The sequence below is a fragment of the Anaerotruncus sp. 80 genome, from assembly GCF_009936115.1.
In the GTDB taxonomy this organism is placed as follows: Bacteria; Bacillota; Clostridia; order Peptostreptococcales; family Anaerovoracaceae; genus Senimuribacter; species Senimuribacter intestinalis.
Genome location: NZ_QWES01000014.1, coordinates 85449 through 110125 on the forward strand (window position 1 = coordinate 85449; position 24677 = coordinate 110125).

Below are 24677 nucleotides of genomic sequence, written 5' to 3' on the forward strand. Positions count from 1 at the left end.
GAGGTAACAAACATGAATTATGATTTACGAATCAAAAATGGACAAGTTATTACAGAAGATGGTCTGCAGCGAGTAGACTTATCTATCAAAGACGGAAAAATCGCGCAGATTGGCAAAACACTCAAATCTGATACCGCTTCCCGCGAAATTGACGCGCAGGGGCAGTACGTGCTGCCGGGATTTGTCGATCCCCATGTACATCTCAACGATCCCGGTCTGACCAACAGCGAAGATTTCTATACGGGAACCTGCGCTGCTGCGGCAGGAGGAATCACCACAGTTTTAGAGCATCCCCTGACCTTTCCTCTTCCGGATAACTTGAAAGCTTTTGAAGAAAAAAAAGAAATCGGAAAGCAAAAAGCAATTGTAAATTTTGGACTCTTTGGAGCCTGCTCTGCAAGCAACGAGGACGAAATGGAAAAAATGCTTGAAAGTGGTGCTGTTGCTTTTAAAACGTTCCTGACCTATTCCCCGGAAATCCCAAAGCTAGACGACGGACAGCTCTTAGAACGCATGAAATTTCTGGCAGACTACCCTACCGTCCTTGCAATCCACTGCGAAAACAACGATATTGTAGAATACTGTACCGCACGGCTTCAGGCAGAAGGAAAAACAAAGCCGGAAGACTATCCAGACGGCAGACCGGAAATTGCTGAGCTTGAAGCAGTTTCCAGAATGTGCCTGCTGGCAAAGGCGACCGGCTGCAGCGTCAATATCGCTCACTGTACCTTAAAAGAGGCCGTAGACATCGTTTGCGAAACGAAAAAACAAGGCGCTGACCTGTCAGTAGAAACCTGTCCGCACTATTTGGTACTGAACCGCTCCATGCTTCCTGCGCTCGGTGTATTTGGCATCTGCAATCCGCCTCTTCGCCAAGAAGAGCGGGTTGAAGAGCTTTGGAATTGTATCTTTGACGACAAAATTGACTGGATTTGCAGCGACCATGCCACCTACACCATCGAAGAAAAGATGGCAGGTAAAGAGAACGCCTTTCTTGCGCCTGCCGGTGTCACAAGTCTGGAACTGTGCTATCAGCTTTTTTTCAGCGAAGGCGTTATCAAAAGAGGGCTATCTCTGGAAAAATTTGTCGCGCTGACCAGTACTAATGCCGCGAAGCGTTATCATCTATATCCGCGCAAAGGTCGAATCGCCGTAGGCGCAGATGCGGATCTTGCGATTTTGGATCCAAATCTGATGTGGACGGTCAACGATGAAAATTTGAAACAGATGATAAAGTGGAGTCCTTATCACGGCATGCAGGTGAATGGGAAAATTACCCATACTATTGTTGCCGGCACAGAGGTGTATAACGGGACTGACATTCTCGCAGAAAAAGGCAGCGGAACCTTTATCGCGCCAGAGGGAAAGGTGGACTAAATGAAGATTTTACTGGTAAACCCCAATTCCTCTGCTATCGTAACGGAAACCTTAAGAGTTGCCATAACTCCTTTGCAGACGGAAAAACTGCAAATTGATGTTGTTCACTGCTCTAATGTACCAAAGGCGATTGTAACTTCTCACGATGAGCTGAAAGCGGGTCTGTCTGTAACAGATTTGCTTATCAGGGAAGAACCAAACTTCGACGCTGCTATCATCGGCTGTTTTGCCGATCCAGGCCTTCGCGCCGCCAGGGAACTTATCAGAAAGCCTGTAGTCGGCCTTTACGAAAGCAGCGCCATTTTCGCCAGGTTATCTGGCCGCAGATATTCCATTATTGCCTCCGGCGATGAGTCGGATATTTCCCCCTGGATTGGAAGTGTTCGGGATTTAGGTGATACAGAAAATCTGGCTTCCATCCGTTATATCAATTCCACAGTGGAAGATTCCGTAACTGCATCCGATGAGCGAATCTATCAGATCATTGACCAATGCCGAAAGCAAGATGGTGCCGACGCTGTAATTCTAGGCTGTGCCGCTTTTGCAGGAAAAGGAAAACGATTATCGGAAGCTGCAGGAATTCCCGTCATCGACGGCATCTGCGAATCAGTTCAAATGGCAGAAATGATGGTATCTTACAGGAGGAAACAGCAATGAATGAAGAGTTAAAATGGATTGAAAATGCTATAAAAAGTCTTGCGAAGACCGCTGTAAAAGATGGATTTTACTGGAGAGCCTCTTATACGCCCGAAGACTGCAGCGGCGTAGCTCTGTTACAGAAGTGGATGGAAGATGCGGGCTTTCAGACTCGCTTTGACCAAGTAGGCAATCTATATGGACGAATTCAGGGAAAAACCGATACCGTTTTTCTGACAGGTTCCCACAGAGATACGGTTGCTGGCGGCGGTCACTATGATGGGGCTCTGGGTATCATCACTGCTATCGCCGCTGGCGGCGCACTATACCGCGCCTACGGAACACCGGAAATGACACTTGAGGTTGTTGCACTCTGTGAAGAAGAAGGCAGCAGATTTTTAAGCGGCTACGTAGGAAGCCGGGCAATTTCAGGTATGCTAAGTGACTCAGATTTGCAGGAGCAGGACGCCGATGGTATTTCCCTGCGCGATGCGCTGAGCGCTTGCGGTTATTACAACGGCGAACTCCCAATGCCCCGCAAAGATGTAAGCCAGTTTCTGGAACTGCATATTGAACAGGGCGGCATCTTAGAAAAAACGAAGCAGCAAATCGGCATCGTAACAACAATCGTCGGACTTTTAGTAGGAGATATTATATTTCATGGGTTGCAAAATCACGCGGGTACCACACCAATGAGTCTGCGCTGCGACCCAGTTCCTGCTGCCGCCTCATTCATCGAGATTTTGAACCATTGGGCTCTTTCCAAGGGCAGCGATTTGGTCTGCACCATTGGAAATATCACTGTCGAACCAGGAAAAAGCAATGTAATCGCGGGCAAGGTTACCTTAACCTTTGATATTCGTTCAGGCGATCAGCTTTTGCTGGATGAAGCAAAGGAAATGCTGCAATCGCTCTTAGAAAAGTTTCCTGCGTATAAGCCGGAGCTTGTCTACGCTTGCCAGGAACCACCTGCCCCGATGGATACAGAAGGAATTGACACTCTGGCAACACTCGCCGAAAAACAGAATGCTGCCTGGACGAAAATTGCCAGCGGTGCGGGACATGATTCACAGATTATCGCACCGAAGATAAAAACCAATATGATTTTCGTACCCAGCAAAGACGGAATCAGCCATTCGCCCGATGAATTTACATCCCTTAAGGATATCGCGCCGGGCTATGCACTGATGAAAGCCTATATGAAAGAGGTCGTTTGGCAGAGAAAGGAAAAATAAGATGAAGGCACAAAATAAATATGATATACTGGAAATAAAGGATATCGATCAGAAAAGCAGCGTATTGACCGGAAAAGATATCCTTCCATGTCCTTATGATAAGAGAACCGTTACACCAAATAAGCTGATTGCGATTTGGTTCGCCATGGCAATCGAAGTAACCATTTTTATGTCAGCGGCACAGCTATACCAAATGATTCCTGCCTGGGAGGTTCTGCTTGCCTGTCTTGTAGGCCATTTACTGCTATTCATTATTTTATTCTTTACGCAGGATATCGGCATAAAATACGGGATTCCATTTGCTGTTTCGTTAAGACCGTCCTTTGGATATGCTGGCGCCATTATCATTCCTTATTTCAGAGCTGTTCCCGCCATGTTCTGGTTCGGTTTTCAGACATGGGTAGCCGCGTCTGCCATGAACGAAATCATTCATGTAGGATTCGGATATGATAACCTGACCCTGTGGATTATCATCGTAGGTCTAATACAGATTCTGCATACAACATTAGGCATCAAAGCAGTAACCAGATTGAGTCAAGTGGCCGTTCCAATGCTGATTGCCGTAGGCATTTACATTGCCTATGTCGCGTTTACCGATTTTGGTCTTTCTTTTGCAAAGATCTGGACCATGTCCGGTTCGACCGAAAAAGAATGCTCTTTCATGTTTGCGGCGCTGAGCTTTACAGGCGGCTGGACAACCATGAGTATTTCGATTATGGATATTACCCGTGACTGCACCATTTCGCCAGAGGAAGTATCTACACTTGGAAAAGTCACGCGAAAGTATCTGCCGTCACAGTTAATCGGCATCATTCCAGCAGTATTATTCTACACCTTCATTGGGATTGTCGGTGTTGTCACAACAGGCTACAGCGATCCGGCTAAAATCCTAGTGGCAATCAACGCTGGAAGAAGTGATCTGGCGCTGATCATCTGTCTGCTATTTATCCTTGTCTCGACTTGGTGTACCAATGATACTGCCAATCTGTTTCCAGCGGCGTACACCATTACCAACACCGCTCCCAAAAAGATTTCTTTCGCAATGGGTGTAGTGATTGCAGGTCTCATCGGTCTAGCAATGCGTCCGTGGTCTGCTGCAGAATCTATGACCAACGTTCTGGTCATCATAGGAAACCTTCTCGCGCCTGTTGCAGGCATCATGATCAGCGACTATTATTTTCTCAGAAAGAGAAAAATCAACGTGGAAGATTTATATGACTTGAACGGTCAATACAAATATTTCAAAAATATAAATCCGGCGGCAATCATCTCGCTTGTTGCAACAACAGTCATCTGTTGGAATTTGGGTGACGCGCAATTCTTTGCCAATCTGTTTCTCTCAGGAATTTTATATATTATTCTGATGAAGACATGGATTATCAAAAAATATCCACAAGCAGAAATAAACTAGAATCTTATGTGCAAAAACACGCTGCTGCAGTGTAATTAGGGAAATTAATAAAGAGGATTCATATGTTAAACTATCCAGGTATATGCAAACTGGGAATCGCCTCCATCAGTCAGATTCCTTTTCATATCTGTAAAAAACTGACCTTAATCTATATTGTGTCAGGACGATTACAATTTTCAACTGTAGCAGGCAAGCAGACCTTGTATGAAGGACAGCTTGAAATTCTCAACGTGAAAGAACCTGTTATGATGGAGGCAGAAAACGATTCCTGCAGAGTTCTATATTTTTGCTTTGATGATAAGCTTCTGCAGTGCACCAATATGAATTTTGAATGGGTTACCTACAACTGCAACATCTGCAATTTCTTTGGCGCCGCTGCGAGAAAAGAGCATATAGACTCACTCGCCGCACTGCTGCTATATTTTGCCTTGGATGCGCACAAAGGTATTTCATCTGCTGATGCCCATGAAAAAGCGTTGAATCTGCTGCATTATATTATGGAGCATTTCGACGATGTAGGACATATCTTTTCTGAAAACCAGCAGGAAAATATCAGCAAAGAACGATTTCAGCGCATCAGCTCCTATATGATTGCCAACGTAACAAACAAAATTTCACTTAAAGATATCGCGCAAAGCGAATATCTGAGTATCCCTTATTTGTCCAGGGAGTTTACCGCAAAGCTGGAGAAAAACTTTCACACAATCGTTAACTATTACAGAACGATTAATGCTGTCATTCAGCTTCTAGATACAGATTATACGCTGACCTATATCGCCGAAACCAGTGGTTTTTCCTCTATAAGATACTATAATCAGGTATTTTCCAGTTTTCTCGGCTGTCCGCCATCAAAGTTTCGATCGGTGTATAAAGGCAAACCACAGGAGGTAACGGAGGAAAATTGGGATATCGAAGAGCTGCAGAAAATTGTATCTTCTCTTGGAAAACAGACTGGACAAACGAATATTAAAATCTCGCTTGCCCAGGATGGACAGCAAATCAAACGATTTACGTATCACGGCTACCACGAAGATGCCAAAACCTATACCTTCACCCTCGAAGGTGCATCTGGTTTGGAAAAAGGTGTCATTTTATACATTGATGACAGTCTGAACCAGCATGTAGAAAGTATGGCTGCGGCAGCGCTTTTAAAACAGTCCCCTTATCTGCAGAAGCTGATTGGCACCAGACGCGAAGTTTGGCACCTAACCGCCGCAGAATCAGAAGTAAAAGCCGTTGTCTGCGGAAAATGGACCATCGAGCTGTATGTTATCCTGTAAAAACATCAACAAACCATCCCCGTGTGAAACACGGGGTTTTCGCTTATACAAAAAAGGGCAGTCCATTGCAGACTGCCCTTTCTTAGTAACTATGTTTCGATTATTTTTCAACAATAACAGTAGTTCCCATACCGCCGCCGATACACAGAGTAGCAAGACCATATTTAGCGTCTTCTCTCTTCTGCATTTCGTAAATCAGGGAAATCAGGATTCTAGCGCCGGAAGCTCCGATTGGGTGACCTAAAGCGATTGCGCCGCCGTTTACGTTGGTCTTTTCAGGATCTAATCCTAAATCTTTTCTAACTGCTAAGGACTGAGTAGCAAAAGCTTCATTTGCTTCTACCAGGTCGATATCTTCAATCTTCAGACCAGCCTTTTCCAGAGCTTTCTTGGACGCAGGAACAGGACCAACACCCATGATAGATGGATCTACACCGCCGGAAGCATAGGATTTGATTGTGCACAGAGGCTTAATTCCTAATTCGTCAGCTTTTTCCTTGGACATAACAACAAGAGCAGCACCAGCATCGTTGATACCAGAAGCGTTAGCAGCAGTTACGATACCGTCCTTCTTGAAAGCCGGTTTCAGCTTTGCCATCTTTTCGATGGAAGCGCCGAACTTAGGATATTCGTCAGTATCGAATACGATTGGATCGCCTTTTCTCTGCGGAATTTCAACAGGAACGATTTCGTCCTTGAATTTGCCTTCTTTGATAGCAGCTTCTGCTCTCTGCTGAGAAATCACAGCAAACTCATCCAGTTCTTCTCTGGTGATGCCCCACTGCTCTGCAACGTTTTCAGCAGTGATACCCATGTGATATCCGTTGAAAGCATCCCACAGACCATCGTTAACCATCATGTCAACCATCTGTGTATTGTTCATTCTTGCGCCCCATCTAGCAGCCGGCATAGCATAAGCTGTAGCAGACATATTTTCTGCACCACCAGCAATTACGATATCAGCATCGCCTGCTTTGATAATCTGAGCAGCAAGTTCTACTGCACGCAGACCGGAACCGCAAACTTTATTGATTGTCATTGTAGGAACTTCATTAGGAAGACCTGCATCTAAAGCCATCTGACGGGACACGTTCTGACCTAAGCCGCCCTGTAATACACAGCCCATAATTACTTCATCAACCTGTTCAGGTTTGATTCCAGCTCTTTCTACTGCAGCTTTGATTGCGATTGCACCCAGCTGTCTGGTAGGAACGCCTTTCAGACTGCCGCCAAAACTTCCGATTGGAGTTCTAGCTGCACTAGCAATTACTACTTCTCTCATTGATATGTACCTCCTTAAAATAAACGCCATCTCTGGCTATCGTTAACATTTTAACGTTTGAACGTTAATGTTTTAACATTTGTTAAATTATTCACATTCTAATAGTACCATATCCGCCTACAAAAAGCAAGCTGTATATTTCTCTTCCATGTGGTCAGGCTTAAGCGCTTCCTTGGCATGGCGGAGGTTTTCAAGACCCATATCTTCCTCTCGATTCACATACACGACTTCCTCCGGCAGACTTTTACAAAATTCACTGCAGACAAGTTGATAGAGCCCTCGAAATTTGTCGTTTGCCTTTTCAAAATGTTCTACAGCGGTATTTTGAGAAAGCCTCTCTCCTATCGCGAATGCTTCTATTTTTCCATCGATGAAAACCGCAGTTCCATAAACGCTTTCATCTTCAGCAAACTTCAGCACCTCGCCGATTGCTTCTTCCTCCATATGAAGGCTCTCAAGCTCGTCTGCATCATAATCCCTGCCCGCTTTCACGCTGCGAACCAATTCCATAATCTCGGCGGTCATAGTGCGGTCAATAGGCTTTGCCTCGTAGCTGTAGGTTTTCAAAAAATAATTGAGATGGTTCTTTTTCTTGTGCAGCGCCCGTCCACTGAGAGAAATCAGCTTGTCCTTCAAATAGACATATTCATCGGAATCTCTATCGTGTTCGAAGGATAATTCCTCCGGAAACGCCTCTTCCAGATACTGCCGCATATGCGCAGGTACCAGCACAATCGAGAAAGGAATTTTTCGCTTCTCAAAACGGCTGCGTGCCTCCAGTACAGCCTCACGCAGCTTTTGGGGTTCATACACCCCGTTCTTTGTCATAGGCATGGAAATCACCGCACTAGGCTCTCCAATCATGCAGTCTGCGCCAGCCAGAAACAGGTAGTCTCCGATGACCTCCCAGCAAAGGCAGTGGGTATTTCTCCAAATGTAGTTAGCTAGGAAGGTATACCCTGCTCCACGATAGTCAAATCCATGAAAATACTCTTTTAAAATACGTATATCTTCTCCTGTCATATCTTCAAAACAATGTTTGAAAATGTTCATAAACTAAGGCTCCATTTCTTTATTTGCTCTAAACTCTCGTAGTCTGTAAAGTCCATCTGCAGCGGCGTGATAACCGCATAGTTTTCAGCCACGGCGGAAAGGTCGTTCTCCTCACCCGGCTTTACATAGTCACCCGGCTGTCCTGACAAGGTATATCTGCTGCCCTCCACCAGATGAAATTTATCGTCATAATATCTTGTGTTTCCAAGAGGAACGTATTTTATTCCCCGAATCTGTTCTTTCGGTAAATTTGGCACATTGATGCTCAGTACCACCGACTTGTCCAGTTTACCGTATACCAGGTCGATCGCCTCTTTCGCCAGGCAACAAGCTACATCAAAGTAAACCGCGTCATGGTCGTCTACCGAAACCGCCACCGCATGAACACCGCTGAGCGCCGCTTCTGCCGCCGCGCCAATAGTTCCCGAATACAGGGTGTCTCTGCCAAGATTGCTTCCCATGTTGATGCCGGAATAAACAATATCAATTGGTGCTCCCGCCTCTGCAAAAAACTGCAGCCCGATTTTAGTGCAGTCCGCCGGCGTTCCGCTGATCTTATAAGCAGCCTTTGCTCCAGGAAACTCCGTTTTTTCGATGATTACATCCTGCCCTAGGGTGATAGAGTGGCTCCTTGCACTGCGCTGACTTTCCGGTGCGCACACGTACACATCCGCTACTTCAGACAGCGCCTTCACCAGTGCCGCAAAACCTGCAGCCTCAATCCCGTCATCATTTACTACTAAAATATTCATGCCCAATCCATTACCTTTCCAATCGAATCGTAAATCACCAGATTTGCTCTCCCATCATAAGGAGTTTCTGATTTGTTAATCAACACCAAGTTCTTTCCCCGGAAATAGTTAATCAGTCCCGCCGCCGGATATACTACCAGAGATGTGCCTCCGATAATCAGGGTATCCGCTTCGGAAATCGCCGCAACTGCACCGTTGATGCAGTCATCATCCAGCATTTCCTCGTAAAGGACGACGTCCGGTTTCATGATACCACCGCAGCTGCACCTGGGAATACCATCCTCACAGTTAACATCGTCCAGCATATAGTCCATATCGTGGAAAGCGCCGCACTTTTCGCAGTAGTTGCGAAGAACGCTGCCGTGAAGTTCGTAAACCTTCTTGCTGCCCGCTTTCTGGTGAAGCCCGTCGATGTTCTGAGTCACCACAGCCTTCAGCTTACCCATCTCCTCCAGCTTCGCCAAAGTCAGATGCGCCTGATTTGGCTGCGCCTTTGGATAAAGAAGATTTTCCCTATAATATGCAAAAAACTCCTTTGTATGATTTCTATAAAATGAATGCGACAGCATCGTTTCCGGAGAATACCCGTATTTCTGCTGCGCATGATAAAGCCCACTTTCGGAGCGAAAATCCGGAATGTTGCTTTCTGTGGACACCCCTGCTCCTCCAAAAAATACGATGTTCTCACTTTCGTCAATAACTTTCTTTAATCTTTCATCCATTATGGTTACCTCCAAAGCTTTCAAAGGCGAAATGCAGTCAGGTTTCAGCTGTGCTTAAACCACACTATTAAAAACGTGCTGGCATTACCTTAACTGTATAATTATACCACAAAACCCACAGAAAAAACAGGTTAGATTCTGTACTATTTCTCGTATCCCGCTTCGATTTCCTTTACTCTTTGGTATACCATTTCCGTAGTCGGAACCGCAATGCCGTGCTTTCTCGCCTTTGCAATAAGCGCACCGTTAAAAAGTTCTACCTCAGAGTAACGCTTTGCCAGCCCGTCCTGCCGCATAGACGGCATGCCCTGCGGATTAAGTGAATCCAGCAGATTAATATATTCCTGTAAATCTGTCTCATTCAAATCCACGCCTTCTGCATTGGCAACAGGAATTACCTCGCTCATAGCTTCTACCGCCAGCTGATGACCACTGCCGCCGGTCTGCAGCGTGCCAAAAGTGCCTTCCAGAATCATCGCTGTCGGATTGCAGCCTATATTGAGCATCCACTTGCTCCAAATCCTGCGCAAAATATCATCTTCCTTCGTATAAGGAAACTGCACCCCGTCAAACAGCTGACAAATCCGCTGCAAGTGCTGCCGCTGCTTTTGGCATGCAGCGCCTTCCCCTTTCGGTACACCAATCCTAAGCTCACCCATGTGACTGTAAATCAGATGGTTGCCTTCCCTGGTTGCGTCCATACCCTGTGCCACCGTGTACACGATGTGTTCCTCGCCAAAAGCTTCGCTCAAAACCTCTTCACTGGAAATACCATTGAGAAGAGAAATAATCGTTGTATCCTCACCAACAGAGTCCTTTGCAAGTTCTACCGCCTCAGAAAGCGCTGTGCCCTTTACCGCAAAAACCAGCAGATCCGCCACCTCCTGTTTTCCAGCCTCTATCATAGAAAAACTGCAGGGCTTTTCGTTGCAGTACGCACCCTCTTTTTCAAAGCGCTCCGTACGCCTTTTATCTCCCACAAAGGCCACCGCCCCTGCGCCCATCTTCCCTGCCAGAAAATCACCAAACATAATGCCCAGCGCTCCCATGCCGATAAACTGTATCTTTTCAATCCGTTTCATGCTGTCTCGTCCTTTCGAGTTTCTTTTCCATCATATACTATATCGTTTTTTGCCGGGCGTGGCAAGATGGAGACGCGATACATCGAAAAAATCCCCAAGCCTTAGGCCTGGGGATTTTCAATTCTATAAACTCAGCTTTTTCATTTACACTGACTCCGAACCTTCTTTTTCGAGGTCTTCAAGCTTAGTGCTCTTGCCAATCAGTCTTACAATAACTGCCAAAGCTACAATGCCCAGTGGAAGAATAATCAGCGGAGATAATCCTGCTGCCGCAAGGATAAATCCGAGAATTGCCACAACTGCTACTGTCATTGCATACGGGATCTGTGTTTTTACGTGATCCATCAGGTCAGCTGCAGAGCCCATGGAACTCATGATTGTCGTATCAGAGATCGGCGAGCAGTGGTCGCCGAAGACAGCGCCGCAAGTTACTGCTGCGATAGTCACGATAGCAAGGGATCCGACTTCTCCGCCAGACATTCCAACAGCAATCGGAAAAGCAATCGGAATCATGATTCCGCTGGTTCCATAAGAGGTTCCTGTGGAGAATGCCATCACGCAAGCGATTACAAACAGAAGTGCCGGAAGCAGAAGTGCCGGAATTGCAGTTCCTACCAGTCCGGAAATGTATGCGCCTGTTCCCAGCTCACTCATGACGCTGCCTGTAGACCAAGCCAGCATGAGAATTGTGATGGTGAACAGTAGCTCTTTGCAGCCGCCAAGCCAAACATCGATGGCTTCTCTTAAAGTCATGATTTTCTGCGCTACTGCCATAATAATGCACAAAATGGATGTAAAGATAACCGAATACAGAATACTGGAAGCTGCATCGGTATTACCAAATGCAGTTGCAATGCCTTCCAAGGTGAAGCCCGCATCCATACCGCCGCCTGTGTACCACAGTGCCGCAACAGTCACAAAGATGAATACCAAAATTGGAATTGCCGCATTGTAAATGCGAAGCGGTGCGCCTTCTGCTACATTCATAGCATCCAGTTCCTTACTCATCATCGGTTTTGCGTTATCTGCGTAAAGCTTTCCAGTCAGTCTTGCACGCTTTTCTGCCTTGTACATCGGACCGTAGTCTCTCTGCATGAGCACTACAATAATAACCATTGCGATTGCAAAAATGTTGTAAAATCTGTACGGAATGGTCTGCAGAAAAATTCCGTATACGTTGGCGGCCTCCATGCTGATGGATGTAAATGCCAGTGTAATCATACCAATTTCGTGGGCAACCCATGAAGAAATTGGTGCCATATCGGTTACAGGACCTGCCGTAGAGTCGATGACATACGACAGCTTTTCTCTGGAAACCTTTGCCTCGTCAGCAACAGGACGCATGGTCGGACCTACAATCAGGGAGTTTGCAATATCTTCAAAGAAAATAATCAATCCCAAAATCCAAGTCATGATCAACACATTTTTGGTACCCTGTGCTTTTTTCGCCATGGCAACAGCCATAGCCTGCATTCCTCCCATTCTGCTCATAACGGCAATCATCCCGCCTACAGCCAGAATAAACAACATCAAAGACGCATTCCAAGAATCCGCTACAGTACCTACAAAGTATGTGTCACAGGTGCGCAGAAAGCCCTCAAAAATATTTCCTCCATTGATGATAGTTGCACCTGCAAATACTGCTGCTGCCAGCGACAACACAACCTGTTTGGTGATAAACGATAAAACAATTGCAATAAACGGCGTAATAAGAGAAAGCGCGCCAAAATACTGCGTTTCCTCTCCGTCTTCCCCAAAGGCAAACTGGGTCAATACCAGCATGCCGATGAGGAAAGCTGCCGCAAGAAACCATCTCCGATTAGAGATACTTTTTCCTTTCATTGCCTTTCCTCCTTTTTATTATTTTGTCTTCAGTATGCCACGCTGTATCAGCTCTTTGGAGTAATACATTGCATCATAAACCATGTGTTTTACGCGCAGAATCTGCGTTTCCCACAGGTAATATTCGTGAGAACCTTCCTCTGCCCTGTTGTATTTTGCAAGAGCGTGCGCCAAGGCCGGTATTGGATTTTCTGTCTGCAGCGCGCAGCAGGAGTCCTGTCCGTAGCGGCCCGAGTAGCAGCGCAGCATTGCAGTCTGTCTCTCGCAAAGCAGCGCCAGACGGTCGTATTCCTCTGCGAATCCCTCCTGATTGCGTAAATCCCAGAGGGCTTCCAGCGCCTTTGCATATTCCTCAACAGTTTCACCCAGTTCAGAGATTAAATCCGCACCACGGCCGCTAAGCACCTTAATCTGGCTCCACTGCTCTCTGGCGTCATCTGCCAACGCCTTTAAATCGTAAGGAACACGGTCTGCATTGACCATGCCTTCGATGATATACGCAAAATATTTTCCGTGTCCCAAAAGCAGGTCTCTGTCCAATTTGTCAATGGTATCAGAGTCGCTGTGCAGCCATGGACTGTAAAATGCGTAGTTCAGTTCTACCAGCTTTTCTTCTGTGTACTCTGTTGCAAAGGAGCAGTACGGAACGCCTACACCGAAGAAAGAGGAGTCACCGCCGCCTTTGTACGCCCGATGCCACTCTCCTTCCTGACCCCAGATTTCCTTGATTGCGCCGGTCAGATAGTCTTTCAGTTCGGGCTGTCCTTCCACGCCTGGAATGGTAGTTCCCTTAATTGCCAGATTGTCGATGTTGATATACGCCAGACAGTTTTCGTTCATATCCTTCCAGTAATTGTCTGCATACCAGGCGGAACCGCCGCCCTCTGCGATTTCGTGGCCGTCCCAGAATACAAATACTACGTCGCGGTTCAGTTCATCTTTATGTTTCTGAAAAAGCCTTGCGAGTTCTAAATTCAGCGCATTGCCGGACGCATTGCAGATTGCCGATTTTCCCCATGCGTCCACATGGCTTCCCACAAGTACGTACTGGCCGCTACTCTTTCCGCCGTAAACTCTGCCAATTGGCTGGTCTGCAGTAATCCACTCTCTGGTCGCTTCCGCCGTCAGATGGACGCTGACTTCGCCCTTTTCACAAAGTCCTGCAAGATATTCACCGTCGGCTCTGGAAATGCTGATTACAGTCAAATCCACAATATCCTTTTCTGTGTCCGGTGTCGGATTTCCCCACTGGGCCTTAACTGCACCCATCTGAATCAGGCCGTCTTCTGCCTTACCCCAGTTCATGATAATCAGAGCTTTTGCTCCCATTTCCCAGGCAATCCTTGCCTTTTCAGGTCTGCCCGGACTCCAGTTCATGTCGGTCAGAACGATTTTGCCAGTCACGTCCTTTCCTTCATAGTCCTCGTAGGCACCGCTTCCCAAATAAACAAGTTCCCCGCTGAGCCCTTCTGCTGAAGTGGATTTAATATGACATACAGGTCTTGCCGGAATTTCCTTTTTCTCCGGCGCAAGAAGTGTCAAAGTTGCTTCTTTCGGATAGCTCTGGTACATTGGGAAGTGGTCGATGTGCGCTTCCACACCGTACTCCTTTAATTTTCCACAGATGAATTCCGTCGCTTTACGCATTTGCGGCGAACCGGAAAGTCTCTCTCCGACTTCATCCACCAGATAAGTCATATTTTCATACATTCTGTCCAGTGACAGTTCTTCTGCCAGCTTTTCATAAATACTCATATTACTTCTCCTTACCCTCTCTTTAAGAATGCAGTACAACAGTGAATTGCACCGAATCCTTTCATAACTTCATCAAACTCAACCGGAATAACTTCGATTCCATTTTTCTCAAGAAGCTCTTGGCTTCTAGGATTTCCCGCCGGCATTACAATCTGTCCCGGTTTCAGGGCTACAAAGTTAATTGCAAAGCTTTCCTTTGCTTCAGTCTGGGACGGGCACTCCAGCAGCTTTATGCCTTTTTTCTTCAAAGCATCGCACACATCGTAAGGCACCTGTGACGCATGAATCATTGCAACATCGTGGCTTGCAAAGTTGAGATTTCCATCGATATGGGCGTGACCGTAAGGTACCTGCATGTGCAGAATTTCTGTTACACCCATGCGCTTTAGTTCGTATTCCACCATTTCATAGCCGCTTCTGTTGGTCCTGACGCCGCTTGCCAAAATTGCAGTGTGGCGATCAACCCACATCACCATCGCTCCCTCAAAGGTTGCGTCGCCGCAAATGGTTCTGATGATTGGAACTCCAAGGTCTGCAAGAGTCTTTGCAGCATATCTTTCCTCGCCGCGTCTTGCTTCCATAGCAGGTCTTGTTACGATAGCCCCTTCCGGTGTCATCAGTACCAGGTCTCTGCAAAACAGCGCGTTAGGTTTATCCTCTCTCTGCTCTTCGATGTAGTGAACGTTGACGCCGTGAGCTCTGTAAATGTCTGCAAGACCGTCATGCTGGGCACGAAATTTTTCCGGATCGATTGCCGCTTTAAAGCGAGCTTCCTGCCAATCAAAGTTTTCAATTTCCCGCCCCGGACGACGCATCAAAACCGCCTTCAGCTGGTCAACCTCGGAGCATACACCCCAGTCACCCCACAAGTCCTTCATATCATCAATGATAGTAGATTCCTTCGGGAACCATCTTTCCCCTGCAATTGCGTCGATATCACGTTTCTTATCTGTCATGCTAAATACCTCTCCTTATCCTCTCTTCAAAAATGCGGTTATGCAGTGCAGCGCACCTCTGCCCTTCATAATCTCTGAAATATCTACAGTAATTACCTTGATTCCGTTGTCTTCAAGCAGCGACTGACATCTCGGATTTCCCTTCGGCATTACAATCAGTCCCGGCTCCAATGCTACAAAGTTGCATCCAAAGCTTTCGCGCACCTCTGTTGTAGATGGTGCTTCCAAAATCTTGTATCCTTTCTTTTTCAAAACGTCCAGCACGTCATAAGGTACCTGTGACGCATGAACCATCACAACATCGTTGCTGGCAGCGTTCATCAGACCATCGATATGAATATTGCTGTAAGGCTGCTGCATGTGAATGATTTCTGTTACACCCATTCTTCTCAGTTCTGTTTCCACCTGGTCGTATCCGCTTCTGTTGCAGCGGCTTCCCGTGGAGATAACCACAGTTTTTCTGTCCACCCACATTGCATTTGCACCTTCAAACATGCCGTCTCCGTTGATAGTTCTTACAATAGGCACACCGATATCCGAAAGGGCTTTTGCTATATAGCGTTCTTCTCCGCGTCTTGCTGCCATACCAGGTCTTGTGATAATCGCACCTTCCGGTGTCATAAACATCAAATCCCTGCAAAAAATTGCATTCGGTCGGTCCTCTCTCTGTTCCTCTACGTAGTAAACCTTGACACCATGCTCCCGATAAATATCCGCAACTTGGTCATGCTGTTTTCTCATTAATTCGATATCAACCGGTTCATCAGAAAATCTGTACTCTGCTGCATCAAAGTTTTCTACTTCTTTGCCGGGTCTGCGAAGAAGCACCGCACGCAGCTTTTCAACTTCAGACGCAACGCCCCAGTCTCCCCAGTAAAGATTCATATCCTCCTCAAAGGTTGTCTCTTTCGGAAACCATCGTTCCCCCGGAATTGCGTCAATATCAAATTTCTTAAGTTCCTGACTCATGTCAACCTCCTCATTTATTCCTACTTCTTTCTCGTTGCACAACTTGTATTTATAAACCGCAATTATTATGCCAATTTATAAAAAAATAAAAACCGCTGAAATTAGCGGTTTCCATCGTTCTATGGCTTTAGCCTATCGCAAGTAGTAAAAAAAACTTTACTATTTTGTAAAGTTTTTCGTACCATCAGCGATTGATGTCATATTTATTCATTTTATAGTTCAGCGCCTGCTTGGATATTTTCAGCTTTTTTGCGGCATCACTCATAGTACCGGTCTGAGCCAGCGCTTTCTCAATGAGACTGACCTCAAAATCAGCCAAGGCTTTGTCGATGGAAAAATCCGGATTGTTCAGGTCGACAGCAGGTTTGCCCGATGTCATATAGTCCGGCTCTCTTCTCGCCGCAGTAAACATATATTCCGGCAAGTCTTTCAGCTGAATAAATGCAGCGTTGGTCACGTTAAACGCCCCTTCGATGATATTTTTCAGTTCGCGCACGTTGCCCGGCCAAGGATATCTTCTAAAAAGTTGTTCCACTTCTTCATCAATACCCAAAATCTTCCTGTGCATTTTCTCATTATATATAGAGATAAAATGGCTGACCAGAAAAAACAGGTCATTCAGCCGCTCACGCAGCGGCGGCAGTGAAAGCTGCACCACACTGAGTCTGTAAAACAAATCCTCTCTCAGCTTTCCGGTTCTGATGCACTCCATAGGCTGCTGATTGATTGCGGAAATAATCTTTACATCGATGGGAATCGGAGAAAGCCCTCCGACTCTGGTAATCTGCTTTTCTTCGATGGCTTTGAGAAGCTTTGCCTGCACGCTGCACTCCATAGAATTAATTTCATCCAGAAACAAAGTGCCTCCCGCTGCCATTTCAAAGAGTCCGGGTCTGTTCTCAGCGCCAGTATAGCTGCCCTTTACAGTTCCAAACAGGATGCTTTCCAGCAGGTTTTCCGGGATAGACGCGCAGTTTTGTGATACAAACCGGCGGTTTTTTCGCTTGCTGCTAGTATGAATAGACTGCGCCACCAGTTCCTTTCCTGTGCCGGTTTCGCCGTAGATGAGCACAGATGAGTCGGTGTCGGCAATCATGCCGATTCGCTCTTTGATAATCTCCATCTGCATGGACGAAGTGACGATATCGTCGATGGTATACATGGTCTTCACATCGTCGGCTTCTTTTATCTGTAACACGATGTCCTGCCGCTCGATATCAGAATCAATGTATCGTGACACATCCACCACCCCTACGATGGTATCTCCTTCTTTGATAGGCAAGGTAGTATTAACCGCCCGAAGGTTCTGTCCATCATAGGTGCTCAAAACCTGATACTCATTGAAAATCGGTTTACCCGTGCGAAGAACGCGGATAATGCTGCTGTTCTCCTCCGTCAGACTGGGATAAATGTCCAAAAGATAACGCCCGATTAAATTCTGCTCCTTCAGAAGATTGACGTCAGGTCGATATGTAATAAAATATTCAACCTTTGCGTCTGCATTGACAATCATCATTCCGTCAATGAAGTTGTACAGATTCAAAATCTGCTCTGCATATCTTCTCAGCATGTTATCCATCTCCCTCTGCAGTCTTTTTATTTTTGATTATACAGCGGTGTAAAGCAAATCGTCAATATGTAAATCGATGCTATGATAGATACAGGCGGCACCTCCGCTCCGTGTCTGCTCGTCCACGGTCGTCTTCGGTCGCGGTGCATAAATTTCAAAAAACTCCCTAAAATATGCACACTGGCATACGTAAATTTTCAAAAATCAATTAAAATATGCACGTCCGCGGCCAATTTACCGTTAAAAATCGCATGGCACACTATAAGATATACGTATTTACGCTAATTTCTTCAAATATATGCACAGATTCTCCTCTAAACGTGCATATATTGAGAAAAACGTCGAATTATATGCACAACCCGGTTTTGTTAGCTGCGTGCGGCGCGTTGGCCAAACAAAAACCAAGGAATGCTAACTCGCAAACCTTGGTTCTTAATAATTTGGTGATTTGTGGCAGGCTCGAACTGCCGACCTCTTGGTTGTCACCCAAGTGCTCTCCCAGCTGAGCTAACAAATCACAGCTAAATTGCTTTCTCAGTATAACATACGCCAGTGCAGTTAGGCAACTCTAATCTGCCGCTGCACTGGCTTCCCGTATCCGGTTATTTACAGAACTTGCGCCTGTTCCTCTCCTGCAAGCACCCGGTGAATACCCTTTGCCAGCGCTTCCATCTCGTAGGTTCCTGCGCTGACAGAAACCGGTGCGATAAAGCTGACTCTTTTTTCCATTTCTGCAGTCAAATAGGAAGAATATGCCATGCCGCCTGTCAAGATAATTTTATCCACCTTGCCGCACACTACAGGAGCTAAACTTGCAATATCTTTGGAAAGCTGCATAATCATAGCGTCGTATACAAGCTTCGCCTCTTCGTTTCCTTCTTCAAAGGCCATGCGCTCTACATCTCTGGCGTCGTTGACTCCAAGGTAAGCGGTAAGCCCTCCCTGACCCTTCAGCTTTTTCTGCACTTGTTTTTCGGAAAGTCCGCTCCTGAAACAGAACTTTACAAGTTCTCTGCAAGGCACACCGCCAGAACGTTCCGGCGAAAAGCCTCCTTCATCATCTCCGACAAAATCCAACACTTTTCCACCTTTAATCAGATTGCTGGTAACACCTCCGCCCAAATGACAAACGATATAAGTAGTGTCTTCTAATTTCATGCCGTCTTTCTTCGCCTGCTCGATACTAACAGCGCGGCTGTTGAGCACATGAGTAAAAAAGGGTTTCTTGATTTCCGGCACACCGGTATAGGTAAAAATCGGATCCGGCACGCCGCAGCCGCAAACTGCGTCATAAGCATAGCCGCAAATACCAGTTCCCGCCTCCTCTGCGATTTCATAGGCAATAATCGGCGAAAGATTAGCAGGGTGCGGAATCTGGGAAGTTCTGCACGCATTTACAAAGGTCTCGTCGATGAGATACGCCCCGCTTTCCAGCTGTCCGATAGCGCCGGCTCTTGCAGCAATTCCAGCCAGATCAGACGGCTTCAGCGATTGGCTTTCCAAATATTTCATCACGGCAACTTTTCTGAAAGGCAGCTGCTCATTGATATCCACAAACTTTTTCAACTCTTCCGCCGGATGGTCGATGTTCATGGAGTGCAGTTCCTTTTCGCCGTCAAAGACAGCAACCTTCGTAGAAGTAGAACCCGGGTTAATTACCAGAATATATTCAGCCATTTATTTGTCTCCTTTCGCACACGCCGCAGCCAGAAGCAGCGACTGTCTCTTTTCCTTCTCTGTAGCGCCTCTTGAAGTCAGAGCGATGGGCACCTTTGCTCCGACAATCAGCCCCGCCATATCAGCACCCGCCGAGAAGAGAAGTGCCTTTCCGAGAATATTGCCGCACGGCATATCAGGCACGACCAGCACATCAGCGTCGCCTACCAGTTCACTGTCAAACCCCTTCTTGTGTGCCGACTGCCTGCTCATCAAAATATCATAAGAAAGAGGCCCCTCCACAATACATCCTGTGATTTCTCCATTTTTATACATTTCGGTCAAAGCGGCCGCATCCACAGTCTCCGGCTGCTTGGGATTGACCTTCTCTATCGCTGCCAATAGTCCGACCTTTGGCGTATCATATCCCATATTACAAAGATTTTCAACAGCATTTTCGATAATTTCCTTCTTCTGTTCCAGGGTCGGATAAAGAACCATGCCGCTGTCGGTCAGTACAATCAACTTGTGGTAATTTGGAATTTTCAAAAATGCCAGATGGCTCATCAGCTTTCCTGTACGCAGACCATTCTCCTCTTTTACAACGGCCTTCAAAAGAATCCCCGTATCAATTTTGCCCTTTAGAATGAAGTCCGCCTTTCCATCTCTGACACACTGGCAAGTCTTCTGCGCAGCTTCCTCCAAAGTCTTAGCATCGATGATTTCACAATCGTCAAAGTCACCGTCAAAAGCTTTGATTTCTTCACGAATCAGAGCCTCATCACCAATTAAAATGGCATCAACTAAACCTTCCTTTCTGCACTGTCTCACCGCAGTTAAAGCAGATTTGTCCTGCGCTGCCGCCACTGCAACGGTCTTCTTTCCCGCTGCGTGAAAGCTCTTTTCTAATTCCTCAAAATCTTTAAATGCCATAGTCTTTTCCTCCCGCCGTACGGATTGCATATTGCATGTAATTTATCTTATGTTAAGCATATCACATTTACTGTACCTGGTCAAATTATTTTTTTGACCTCCTAACTTTTTGTTTGGCATCTTGCGAAAACGCAAAAAAATTGGTATAATAAAGTATATTTTTGAACAAAGCTTAAAGGAGAGTGTTGCTGTATGGTTAATAATTTCGACCAGCTGAAACAGATTGCAGATTTAGTTGCCGCTCAGTTCGGCTCTGCTGCAGAAGTAGTTATACACGACTTTACCGGAGAGCTGGATCATACCATCGTCTATATAGTCAACGGCCACGTGACCGGCAGAACCATCGGCGATGCACCGACACAGTCTTTCCTAAAATACATGAACGTTAATCATCCCAGAAAATCCATTGAAAAGGTTCGTCACATTTCCCACCTTCCAAACGGGCGGATTATTCGTTCTTCAACCGCCAATTTTTTTGATGAGGACGGCACACTGAACAGTTCTCTGTGTATCAACCAGGATATTACCGATTTGGTTGCACTGGAAAATGCCGTAAAAGGTCTTTCTGAATCAGGCCAGTTCGAAACCAGCGTATTGTCTACCAACGGTAATGAATTCGACCTGCAGCCGTCATCCATTCACGGCATGATGGACAATATCATCACAGAAGCGCTGGCATTTATCGGCACGCCGCCGGACAAAATGAATAAAGACGCAAAGATTAAACTGCTTCAATTCCTCGACGAGCGCGGCGTCTTTATGATTCAAAAATCCGGTCAGAAAGTCTGCGAACTTCTCGGGATTTCAAAATTCACCCTTTACAATTATCTTGAGGAAGCTCGCGGAAAAGAAAAATAAGGCTTTCTTTTCTTTGGCGAATTTGTTATAATAGCCTTTGGGTACAGACAGCAGCAGATTGCTTGTCTGTTTACCACCTTTGTGTGAACTAAAATATCTAAAGATTTGAGGTGAAAAGATGCGTAACATTTCTTGCTAGTTTAATCATGCATGAAGAAGTTTATTTTAAGACGGTAGTCACCTGCCGCTTTGTTTCTCATGCAGTCTGCGAGAAAGTTACCCATCTTTGAGAATAAATATATGCTGCCCTTACAAGGAACTATCGGTGCTACCTTTGCGCCGTGTTCCTGAGCCTTGCAATATTTATAAGCTGTGAGATACTTTCTTGCAGCTTATTTTATTGTATGAATACCAGGAGGTGCATATTTATGTCTTTAATAAGTATAAACAATTTAACTTTCGCCTACGATGGCAGTTACGATACGATTTTTAAAAATGTCAGTTTTCAGATAGATACGGACTGGAAACTGGGATTTACCGGTCGAAATGGCAGAGGAAAGACCACGTTCTTAAATCTGCTGCTGGGGAAATATTCTTATGAGGGTCAAATTTCTTCCAAAGTAATTTTCAGCTATTTTCCCTTTACGCCTCAGACTGCCGATGACACAAACCGCCTGACGCTGGACATCGTCGATCAGATTGTGCCAAATTATGAATACTGGCAGCTTTCCCGCGAGCTCAACTATCTGAAAACTTCCGACGATATTCTATATCGCCCGTATACTTCTCTGTCCGGCGGCGAAAAAGCCAAAGTGCAGCTAGCTGCTTTGTTTCTAAGGGAGGACGGCTTTCTTCTCATCGACGAACCGACCAACCACCTGGACATGCATGGCAGAGAAATCCTTGCCAAATATCTGCAGAAAAAGCGGGGCTTCATTCTGGTTTCCCATGACCGTCTTTTTTTAGACGCCTGCGTGGACCACATTCTGTCCATCAACAAAACAAATATCGAAATTCAAAAAGGAAATTTCTCCTCATGGCTCTACAATAAGGAGCTGCAGGACAGCTACGAAATGGCTGAAAACGAAAAGCTAACCAGACAGATAAAATCTATGGAAGCCGCCGCACGCCGCACTGCTGCCTGGTCTGATACTATTGAAAAGCGAAAAACCGGCGGTACCGGCGGTCAGGCAGGTGTCAAACCTGACAAAGGTCACATCGGCGCCCAGTCCGCTAAAATGATGAAACGTTCCAAGGCGGCAGCGATAAGAAAGGAAGCAGCTATCAATTCAAAATCTTCTCTTTTGAAAAATATTGAGCGCGCAGACGACCTGAAAATCCATCCTCTAACCTATCACACGGATGTACTGGTTACCTTAGATCACGTAAGCGGGTTTTACCTGGACTCTGCGGATTCAACAGCGTTCCCAGTTTTTAACAAGAAATCTTTTACTGTCAAACGCGGCGACAGAATTGCACTGCAGGGACCTAACGGCTGTGGCAAGTCCAGCATTTTGAAGCTGATTTTGCAAGCTGCAGAAAGCACCTTTGCTGCTGTAACAGACGAAGCGCCTGTCAGTCTCCCCGAATTCACCGGGAATCTGCACGTCGGCAGCAGACTTGTCATTTCCTATGTACCGCAGACCACAGCAGGTCTTTGCGGTACGCTGGATACTTATGCCTCACGCCGCAGCATTGATATTACTCTGCTGAAAACTATTCTGCGAAAACTCGACTTCAGCAGACTTCAATTTGAGAAAAATATAGAGGACTACAGTGAAGGCCAGAAGAAAAAAGTCCTTCTCGCCGCAAGTCTCTGCGAAAACGCTCATCTGTACATCTGGGACGAACCGCTCAACTACATCGACGTTTTATCCCGCATGCAGATAGAAAATCTGCTTCTGCAATTTCAGCCGACAATGATTTTTGTCGAGCATGATAAAGCGTTCTGCGATAATGTGGCGACGGAAACAGTGCTTCTGTAATTTTCTTTTCCGGCATTACTACTTTGAGAGTTCCGCATTTTAACTAACCCCAGTTAAAATGCGGAACTATTCAAAATAATGATCCAGCATTTTGTTGATGCTGAAGGTGTCAATACTGCCGTCCACATCATCAAAGGTATAGAAAATATCCCGCCACGGTAAATATCCATGTGCCTGGTATTGCTGCATCTTCCAAATAAAGCTTCGAATATAGCGCTCATTCTCTATCATGGTACAGTGTTCTAAAAACTTGAACCGGTTCTCACTGCGCACCAGAACTTTGAAATCCGGTACAACAGTTTTATCGCCCAGCAGCAGCCTTTCTTCATAGTGATATGGGATTCCTCGCTCATATAAAATGTCCGCAATAAGAGCTTCTGACTTTGAACGTACAAATTCTCCTTTTTGCGTTTTATGAGTCAAATGCTCCGGATGAAAATTAGATTTGTTGTAATCAGCAAATTCCCACTGCTTCGGATTCAGTATCCCCTCTGCCCAGTACGTATCATACCTCTGATACGCCTTCGGCAGTGACTGCATGACCTCATGAGGCTCGGTCGGACGATATTGATCCAAATACTGCTCCATCAAGCCCTGATTATACTCTATATTCCGAATTGTAACTTCCAAAAATCGTCTTTCCTGCAATTTCTGCACTTCTTCTTTTGCACCGTTTCCTAAATACTGTTTCTGTCCATCTTTGAGCCGCATGTAATACGGTCTGCCATTAGAGGCGCAGAGTTTCAAATAGCCCTGCGGTAATTGCTCCAGTCTTTCCTGATAACGCCGTTTTGTCGTTAACAATCTCTTTAGTTCATACGCTACATGAGTTTTACTGTTATACAAAAAATCCCCTCCTTTGTTTTACAACATGTCTACATTTTATATCACTTGTGCGCAATATTCAAATATCTCTTTGCATAAATGTATATTTCTTCCTAATCAGATGAGGTCTTGCAAAGTAACTGGTGCCGAAACAAAGCAAAGCACGCAAGTATGTATACACTCCATCGCGTACTAAAAAAGCAAAAAAGTAAAAAGCCCAGGCGCATCTATAACAATGGCATTAAGTTAAGAAAATCTCACATCACAGAAAATGTGGTGTGGGATTTTTTTGAGAATAAGTATTGTGAGAAAATGATTCTTTCGTTATTGACAATGGAGGGAGCATCTTTATCAAATGAACTTTTACGGCAGTTTGGCTATGGCTTAAATACAGCAACATCATCTGCTTTTGTCCAGCAGCGTAAGAACATACTTCCTAAAGCATTTGCGTCGCTTTTCCATGATTTTACAGCAGCAACTTATAGTAATGATAATTATAAAGGATATAAACTCTTGGCTGTTGATGGTTCAGATATTCAAATCGCAACTAATCTAAAC

The 24677-nt window shown here is 45.6% G+C and carries 21 protein-coding genes, 1 tRNA gene and 1 pseudogene; 8 read left to right on the forward strand and 15 right to left on the reverse strand.

What is annotated here, in order from left to right; genetic code table 11:
- Nucleotides 1-12: 12 nt before the first annotated feature.
- From allB to D1155_RS08720, 5 genes are all read left to right on the forward strand, one after another.
- Nucleotides 13-1377: an allantoinase AllB gene (gene allB, locus D1155_RS08700; protein ID WP_160202008.1), complete on the forward strand. Its 1365-nt coding sequence runs from the start codon at nt 13-15 to the stop codon at nt 1375-1377.
- Entirely contained in the window at nt 1378-2034 is a 657-nt protein-coding gene (locus D1155_RS08705; protein WP_160202009.1) for an aspartate/glutamate racemase family protein, read from the forward strand.
- Nucleotides 2031-3248 carry a M20 family metallo-hydrolase gene (locus D1155_RS08710; protein ID WP_160202010.1) on the forward strand — a complete coding sequence of 406 codons (1218 nt, stop codon included), beginning with the start codon at nt 2031-2033 and terminating at the stop codon, nt 3246-3248. The genes D1155_RS08705 and D1155_RS08710 overlap by 4 nt, the downstream gene beginning before the upstream one ends.
- A gap of 1 nt (nt 3249) precedes the next feature.
- Nucleotides 3250-4659: a cytosine permease gene (locus D1155_RS08715; RefSeq protein WP_160202011.1), complete on the forward strand. Its 1410-nt coding sequence runs from the start codon at nt 3250-3252 to the stop codon at nt 4657-4659.
- Between the two features lie 62 nt (nt 4660-4721).
- Complete coding sequence (locus tag D1155_RS08720; protein WP_160202012.1) at nt 4722-5939, forward strand: AraC family transcriptional regulator; 1218 nt, start codon at nt 4722-4724, stop codon at nt 5937-5939.
- Between the two features lie 100 nt (nt 5940-6039).
- Here the strand turns inward: D1155_RS08720 and D1155_RS08725 are convergent, their stop codons facing one another.
- The 14 genes from D1155_RS08725 to D1155_RS08785 all read right to left on the reverse strand — a co-directional run bounded on the left by D1155_RS08725 (nt 6040) and on the right by D1155_RS08785 (nt 20511).
- Entirely contained in the window at nt 6040-7221 is a 1182-nt protein-coding gene (locus D1155_RS08725; protein ID WP_160202013.1) for an acetyl-CoA C-acetyltransferase, read from the reverse strand.
- Nucleotides 7222-7338: 117 nt separating this feature from the next.
- Nucleotides 7339-8274 (reverse strand): phosphatidylglycerol lysyltransferase domain-containing protein, encoded by a 936-nt coding sequence (locus D1155_RS08730; protein ID WP_160202014.1) that lies wholly within the window; start codon nt 8272-8274, stop codon nt 7339-7341.
- The gene (gene surE / locus D1155_RS08735; RefSeq protein ID WP_160202015.1) at nt 8271-9026 is read right to left on the reverse strand and encodes a 5'/3'-nucleotidase SurE; all 756 of its coding nucleotides are present in this window, start codon (nt 9024-9026) and stop codon (nt 8271-8273) included. Before surE ends, D1155_RS08730 begins: the two co-directional genes overlap by 4 nt.
- Complete coding sequence (locus tag D1155_RS08740; protein WP_160202016.1) at nt 9023-9748, reverse strand: NAD-dependent protein deacylase; 726 nt, start codon at nt 9746-9748, stop codon at nt 9023-9025. The genes surE and D1155_RS08740 overlap by 4 nt, the downstream gene beginning before the upstream one ends.
- A gap of 143 nt (nt 9749-9891) precedes the next feature.
- The gene (locus tag D1155_RS08745; protein ID WP_160202017.1) at nt 9892-10830 is read right to left on the reverse strand and encodes a 2-dehydropantoate 2-reductase; all 939 of its coding nucleotides are present in this window, start codon (nt 10828-10830) and stop codon (nt 9892-9894) included.
- Nucleotides 10831-10974: 144 nt separating this feature from the next.
- Nucleotides 10975-12672 carry a Na+/H+ antiporter NhaC family protein gene (locus tag D1155_RS08750; protein WP_160202018.1) on the reverse strand — a complete coding sequence of 566 codons (1698 nt, stop codon included), beginning with the start codon at nt 12670-12672 and terminating at the stop codon, nt 10975-10977.
- A gap of 18 nt (nt 12673-12690) precedes the next feature.
- On the reverse strand, nt 12691-14427 hold the full coding sequence (locus D1155_RS08755) for a M28 family peptidase (RefSeq protein WP_160202019.1): 1737 nt from the start codon (nt 14425-14427) through the stop codon (nt 12691-12693).
- Nucleotides 14428-14438: 11 nt separating this feature from the next.
- Nucleotides 14439-15383 (reverse strand): arginine deiminase family protein, encoded by a 945-nt coding sequence (locus D1155_RS08760; RefSeq protein WP_160202020.1) that lies wholly within the window; start codon nt 15381-15383, stop codon nt 14439-14441.
- A 15-nt stretch (nt 15384-15398) separates the two neighbouring features.
- Entirely contained in the window at nt 15399-16352 is a 954-nt protein-coding gene (locus D1155_RS08765; protein ID WP_160202021.1) for an arginine deiminase family protein, read from the reverse strand.
- A gap of 184 nt (nt 16353-16536) precedes the next feature.
- Nucleotides 16537-17922, reverse strand: coding sequence for a sigma 54-interacting transcriptional regulator (locus D1155_RS08770; protein ID WP_160202022.1), 1386 nt, complete (start codon nt 17920-17922; stop codon nt 16537-16539).
- Between the two features lie 36 nt (nt 17923-17958).
- Nucleotides 17959-18123 (reverse strand): hypothetical protein, encoded by a 165-nt coding sequence (locus tag D1155_RS15655; RefSeq protein WP_207709520.1) that lies wholly within the window; start codon nt 18121-18123, stop codon nt 17959-17961.
- Between the two features lie 240 nt (nt 18124-18363).
- A tRNA-Val gene (locus tag D1155_RS08775) sits at nt 18364-18439 on the reverse strand.
- Between the two features lie 89 nt (nt 18440-18528).
- A complete protein-coding gene (gene buk / locus D1155_RS08780; RefSeq protein ID WP_160202023.1) occupies nt 18529-19599 on the reverse strand; it encodes a butyrate kinase in 1071 nt (356 codons plus the stop codon).
- The gene (locus D1155_RS08785) at nt 19600-20511 is read right to left on the reverse strand and encodes a bifunctional enoyl-CoA hydratase/phosphate acetyltransferase (RefSeq protein WP_160202024.1); all 912 of its coding nucleotides are present in this window, start codon (nt 20509-20511) and stop codon (nt 19600-19602) included.
- Between the two features lie 192 nt (nt 20512-20703).
- On the opposite strand from D1155_RS08785, the gene D1155_RS08790 reads away from it, so the two are divergent.
- Both D1155_RS08790 and abc-f read left to right on the forward strand, forming a co-directional pair.
- On the forward strand, nt 20704-21369 hold the full coding sequence (locus D1155_RS08790; RefSeq protein WP_160202025.1) for a helix-turn-helix transcriptional regulator: 666 nt from the start codon (nt 20704-20706) through the stop codon (nt 21367-21369).
- 368 nt (nt 21370-21737) lie between these two features.
- Nucleotides 21738-23294, forward strand: coding sequence for a ribosomal protection-like ABC-F family protein (abc-f, locus tag D1155_RS08795; protein WP_160202026.1), 1557 nt, complete (start codon nt 21738-21740; stop codon nt 23292-23294).
- 66 nt (nt 23295-23360) lie between these two features.
- On the opposite strand, the gene D1155_RS08800 is transcribed toward abc-f, so the two are convergent.
- Complete coding sequence (locus tag D1155_RS08800) at nt 23361-24140, reverse strand: hypothetical protein (protein ID WP_160202027.1); 780 nt, start codon at nt 24138-24140, stop codon at nt 23361-23363.
- Between the two features lie 312 nt (nt 24141-24452).
- On the opposite strand from D1155_RS08800, the pseudogene D1155_RS15660 reads away from it, so the two are divergent.
- A pseudogene (locus D1155_RS15660) lies at nt 24453-24677 on the forward strand (IS4/IS5 family transposase); the annotation flags it as partial.

Coding starts and splice junctions, on each gene's coding strand:
- D1155_RS08730 (WP_160202014.1), bottom strand. CDS start 8,274: ATGAACATTTTCAAACATTGTTTTGAAGATATGACAGGAGAAGATATA.
- D1155_RS08765 (WP_160202021.1), bottom strand. CDS start 16,352: ATGAGTCAGGAACTTAAGAAATTTGATATTGACGCAATTCCGGGGGAA.
- D1155_RS08770 (WP_160202022.1), bottom strand. CDS start 17,922: ATGCTGAGAAGATATGCAGAGCAGATTTTGAATCTGTACAACTTCATT.
- allB (WP_160202008.1), top strand. CDS start 13: ATGAATTATGATTTACGAATCAAAAATGGACAAGTTATTACAGAAGAT.
- D1155_RS08760 (WP_160202020.1), bottom strand. CDS start 15,383: ATGACAGATAAGAAACGTGATATCGACGCAATTGCAGGGGAAAGATGG.
- D1155_RS08725 (WP_160202013.1), bottom strand. CDS start 7,221: ATGAGAGAAGTAGTAATTGCTAGTGCAGCTAGAACTCCAATCGGAAGT.
- D1155_RS08790 (WP_160202025.1), top strand. CDS start 20,704: ATGGTTAATAATTTCGACCAGCTGAAACAGATTGCAGATTTAGTTGCC.
- D1155_RS08705 (WP_160202009.1), top strand. CDS start 1,378: ATGAAGATTTTACTGGTAAACCCCAATTCCTCTGCTATCGTAACGGAA.
- D1155_RS08750 (WP_160202018.1), bottom strand. CDS start 12,672: ATGAAAGGAAAAAGTATCTCTAATCGGAGATGGTTTCTTGCGGCAGCT.
- abc-f (WP_160202026.1), top strand. CDS start 21,738: ATGTCTTTAATAAGTATAAACAATTTAACTTTCGCCTACGATGGCAGT.
- D1155_RS08720 (WP_160202012.1), top strand. CDS start 4,722: ATGTTAAACTATCCAGGTATATGCAAACTGGGAATCGCCTCCATCAGT.
- D1155_RS08710 (WP_160202010.1), top strand. CDS start 2,031: ATGAATGAAGAGTTAAAATGGATTGAAAATGCTATAAAAAGTCTTGCG.
- D1155_RS08715 (WP_160202011.1), top strand. CDS start 3,250: ATGAAGGCACAAAATAAATATGATATACTGGAAATAAAGGATATCGAT.
- buk (WP_160202023.1), bottom strand. CDS start 19,599: ATGGCTGAATATATTCTGGTAATTAACCCGGGTTCTACTTCTACGAAG.
- D1155_RS08740 (WP_160202016.1), bottom strand. CDS start 9,748: ATGGATGAAAGATTAAAGAAAGTTATTGACGAAAGTGAGAACATCGTA.
- D1155_RS08745 (WP_160202017.1), bottom strand. CDS start 10,830: ATGAAACGGATTGAAAAGATACAGTTTATCGGCATGGGAGCGCTGGGC.
- D1155_RS08755 (WP_160202019.1), bottom strand. CDS start 14,427: ATGAGTATTTATGAAAAGCTGGCAGAAGAACTGTCACTGGACAGAATG.
- surE (WP_160202015.1), bottom strand. CDS start 9,026: ATGAATATTTTAGTAGTAAATGATGACGGGATTGAGGCTGCAGGTTTT.
- D1155_RS08785 (WP_160202024.1), bottom strand. CDS start 20,511: ATGGCATTTAAAGATTTTGAGGAATTAGAAAAGAGCTTTCACGCAGCG.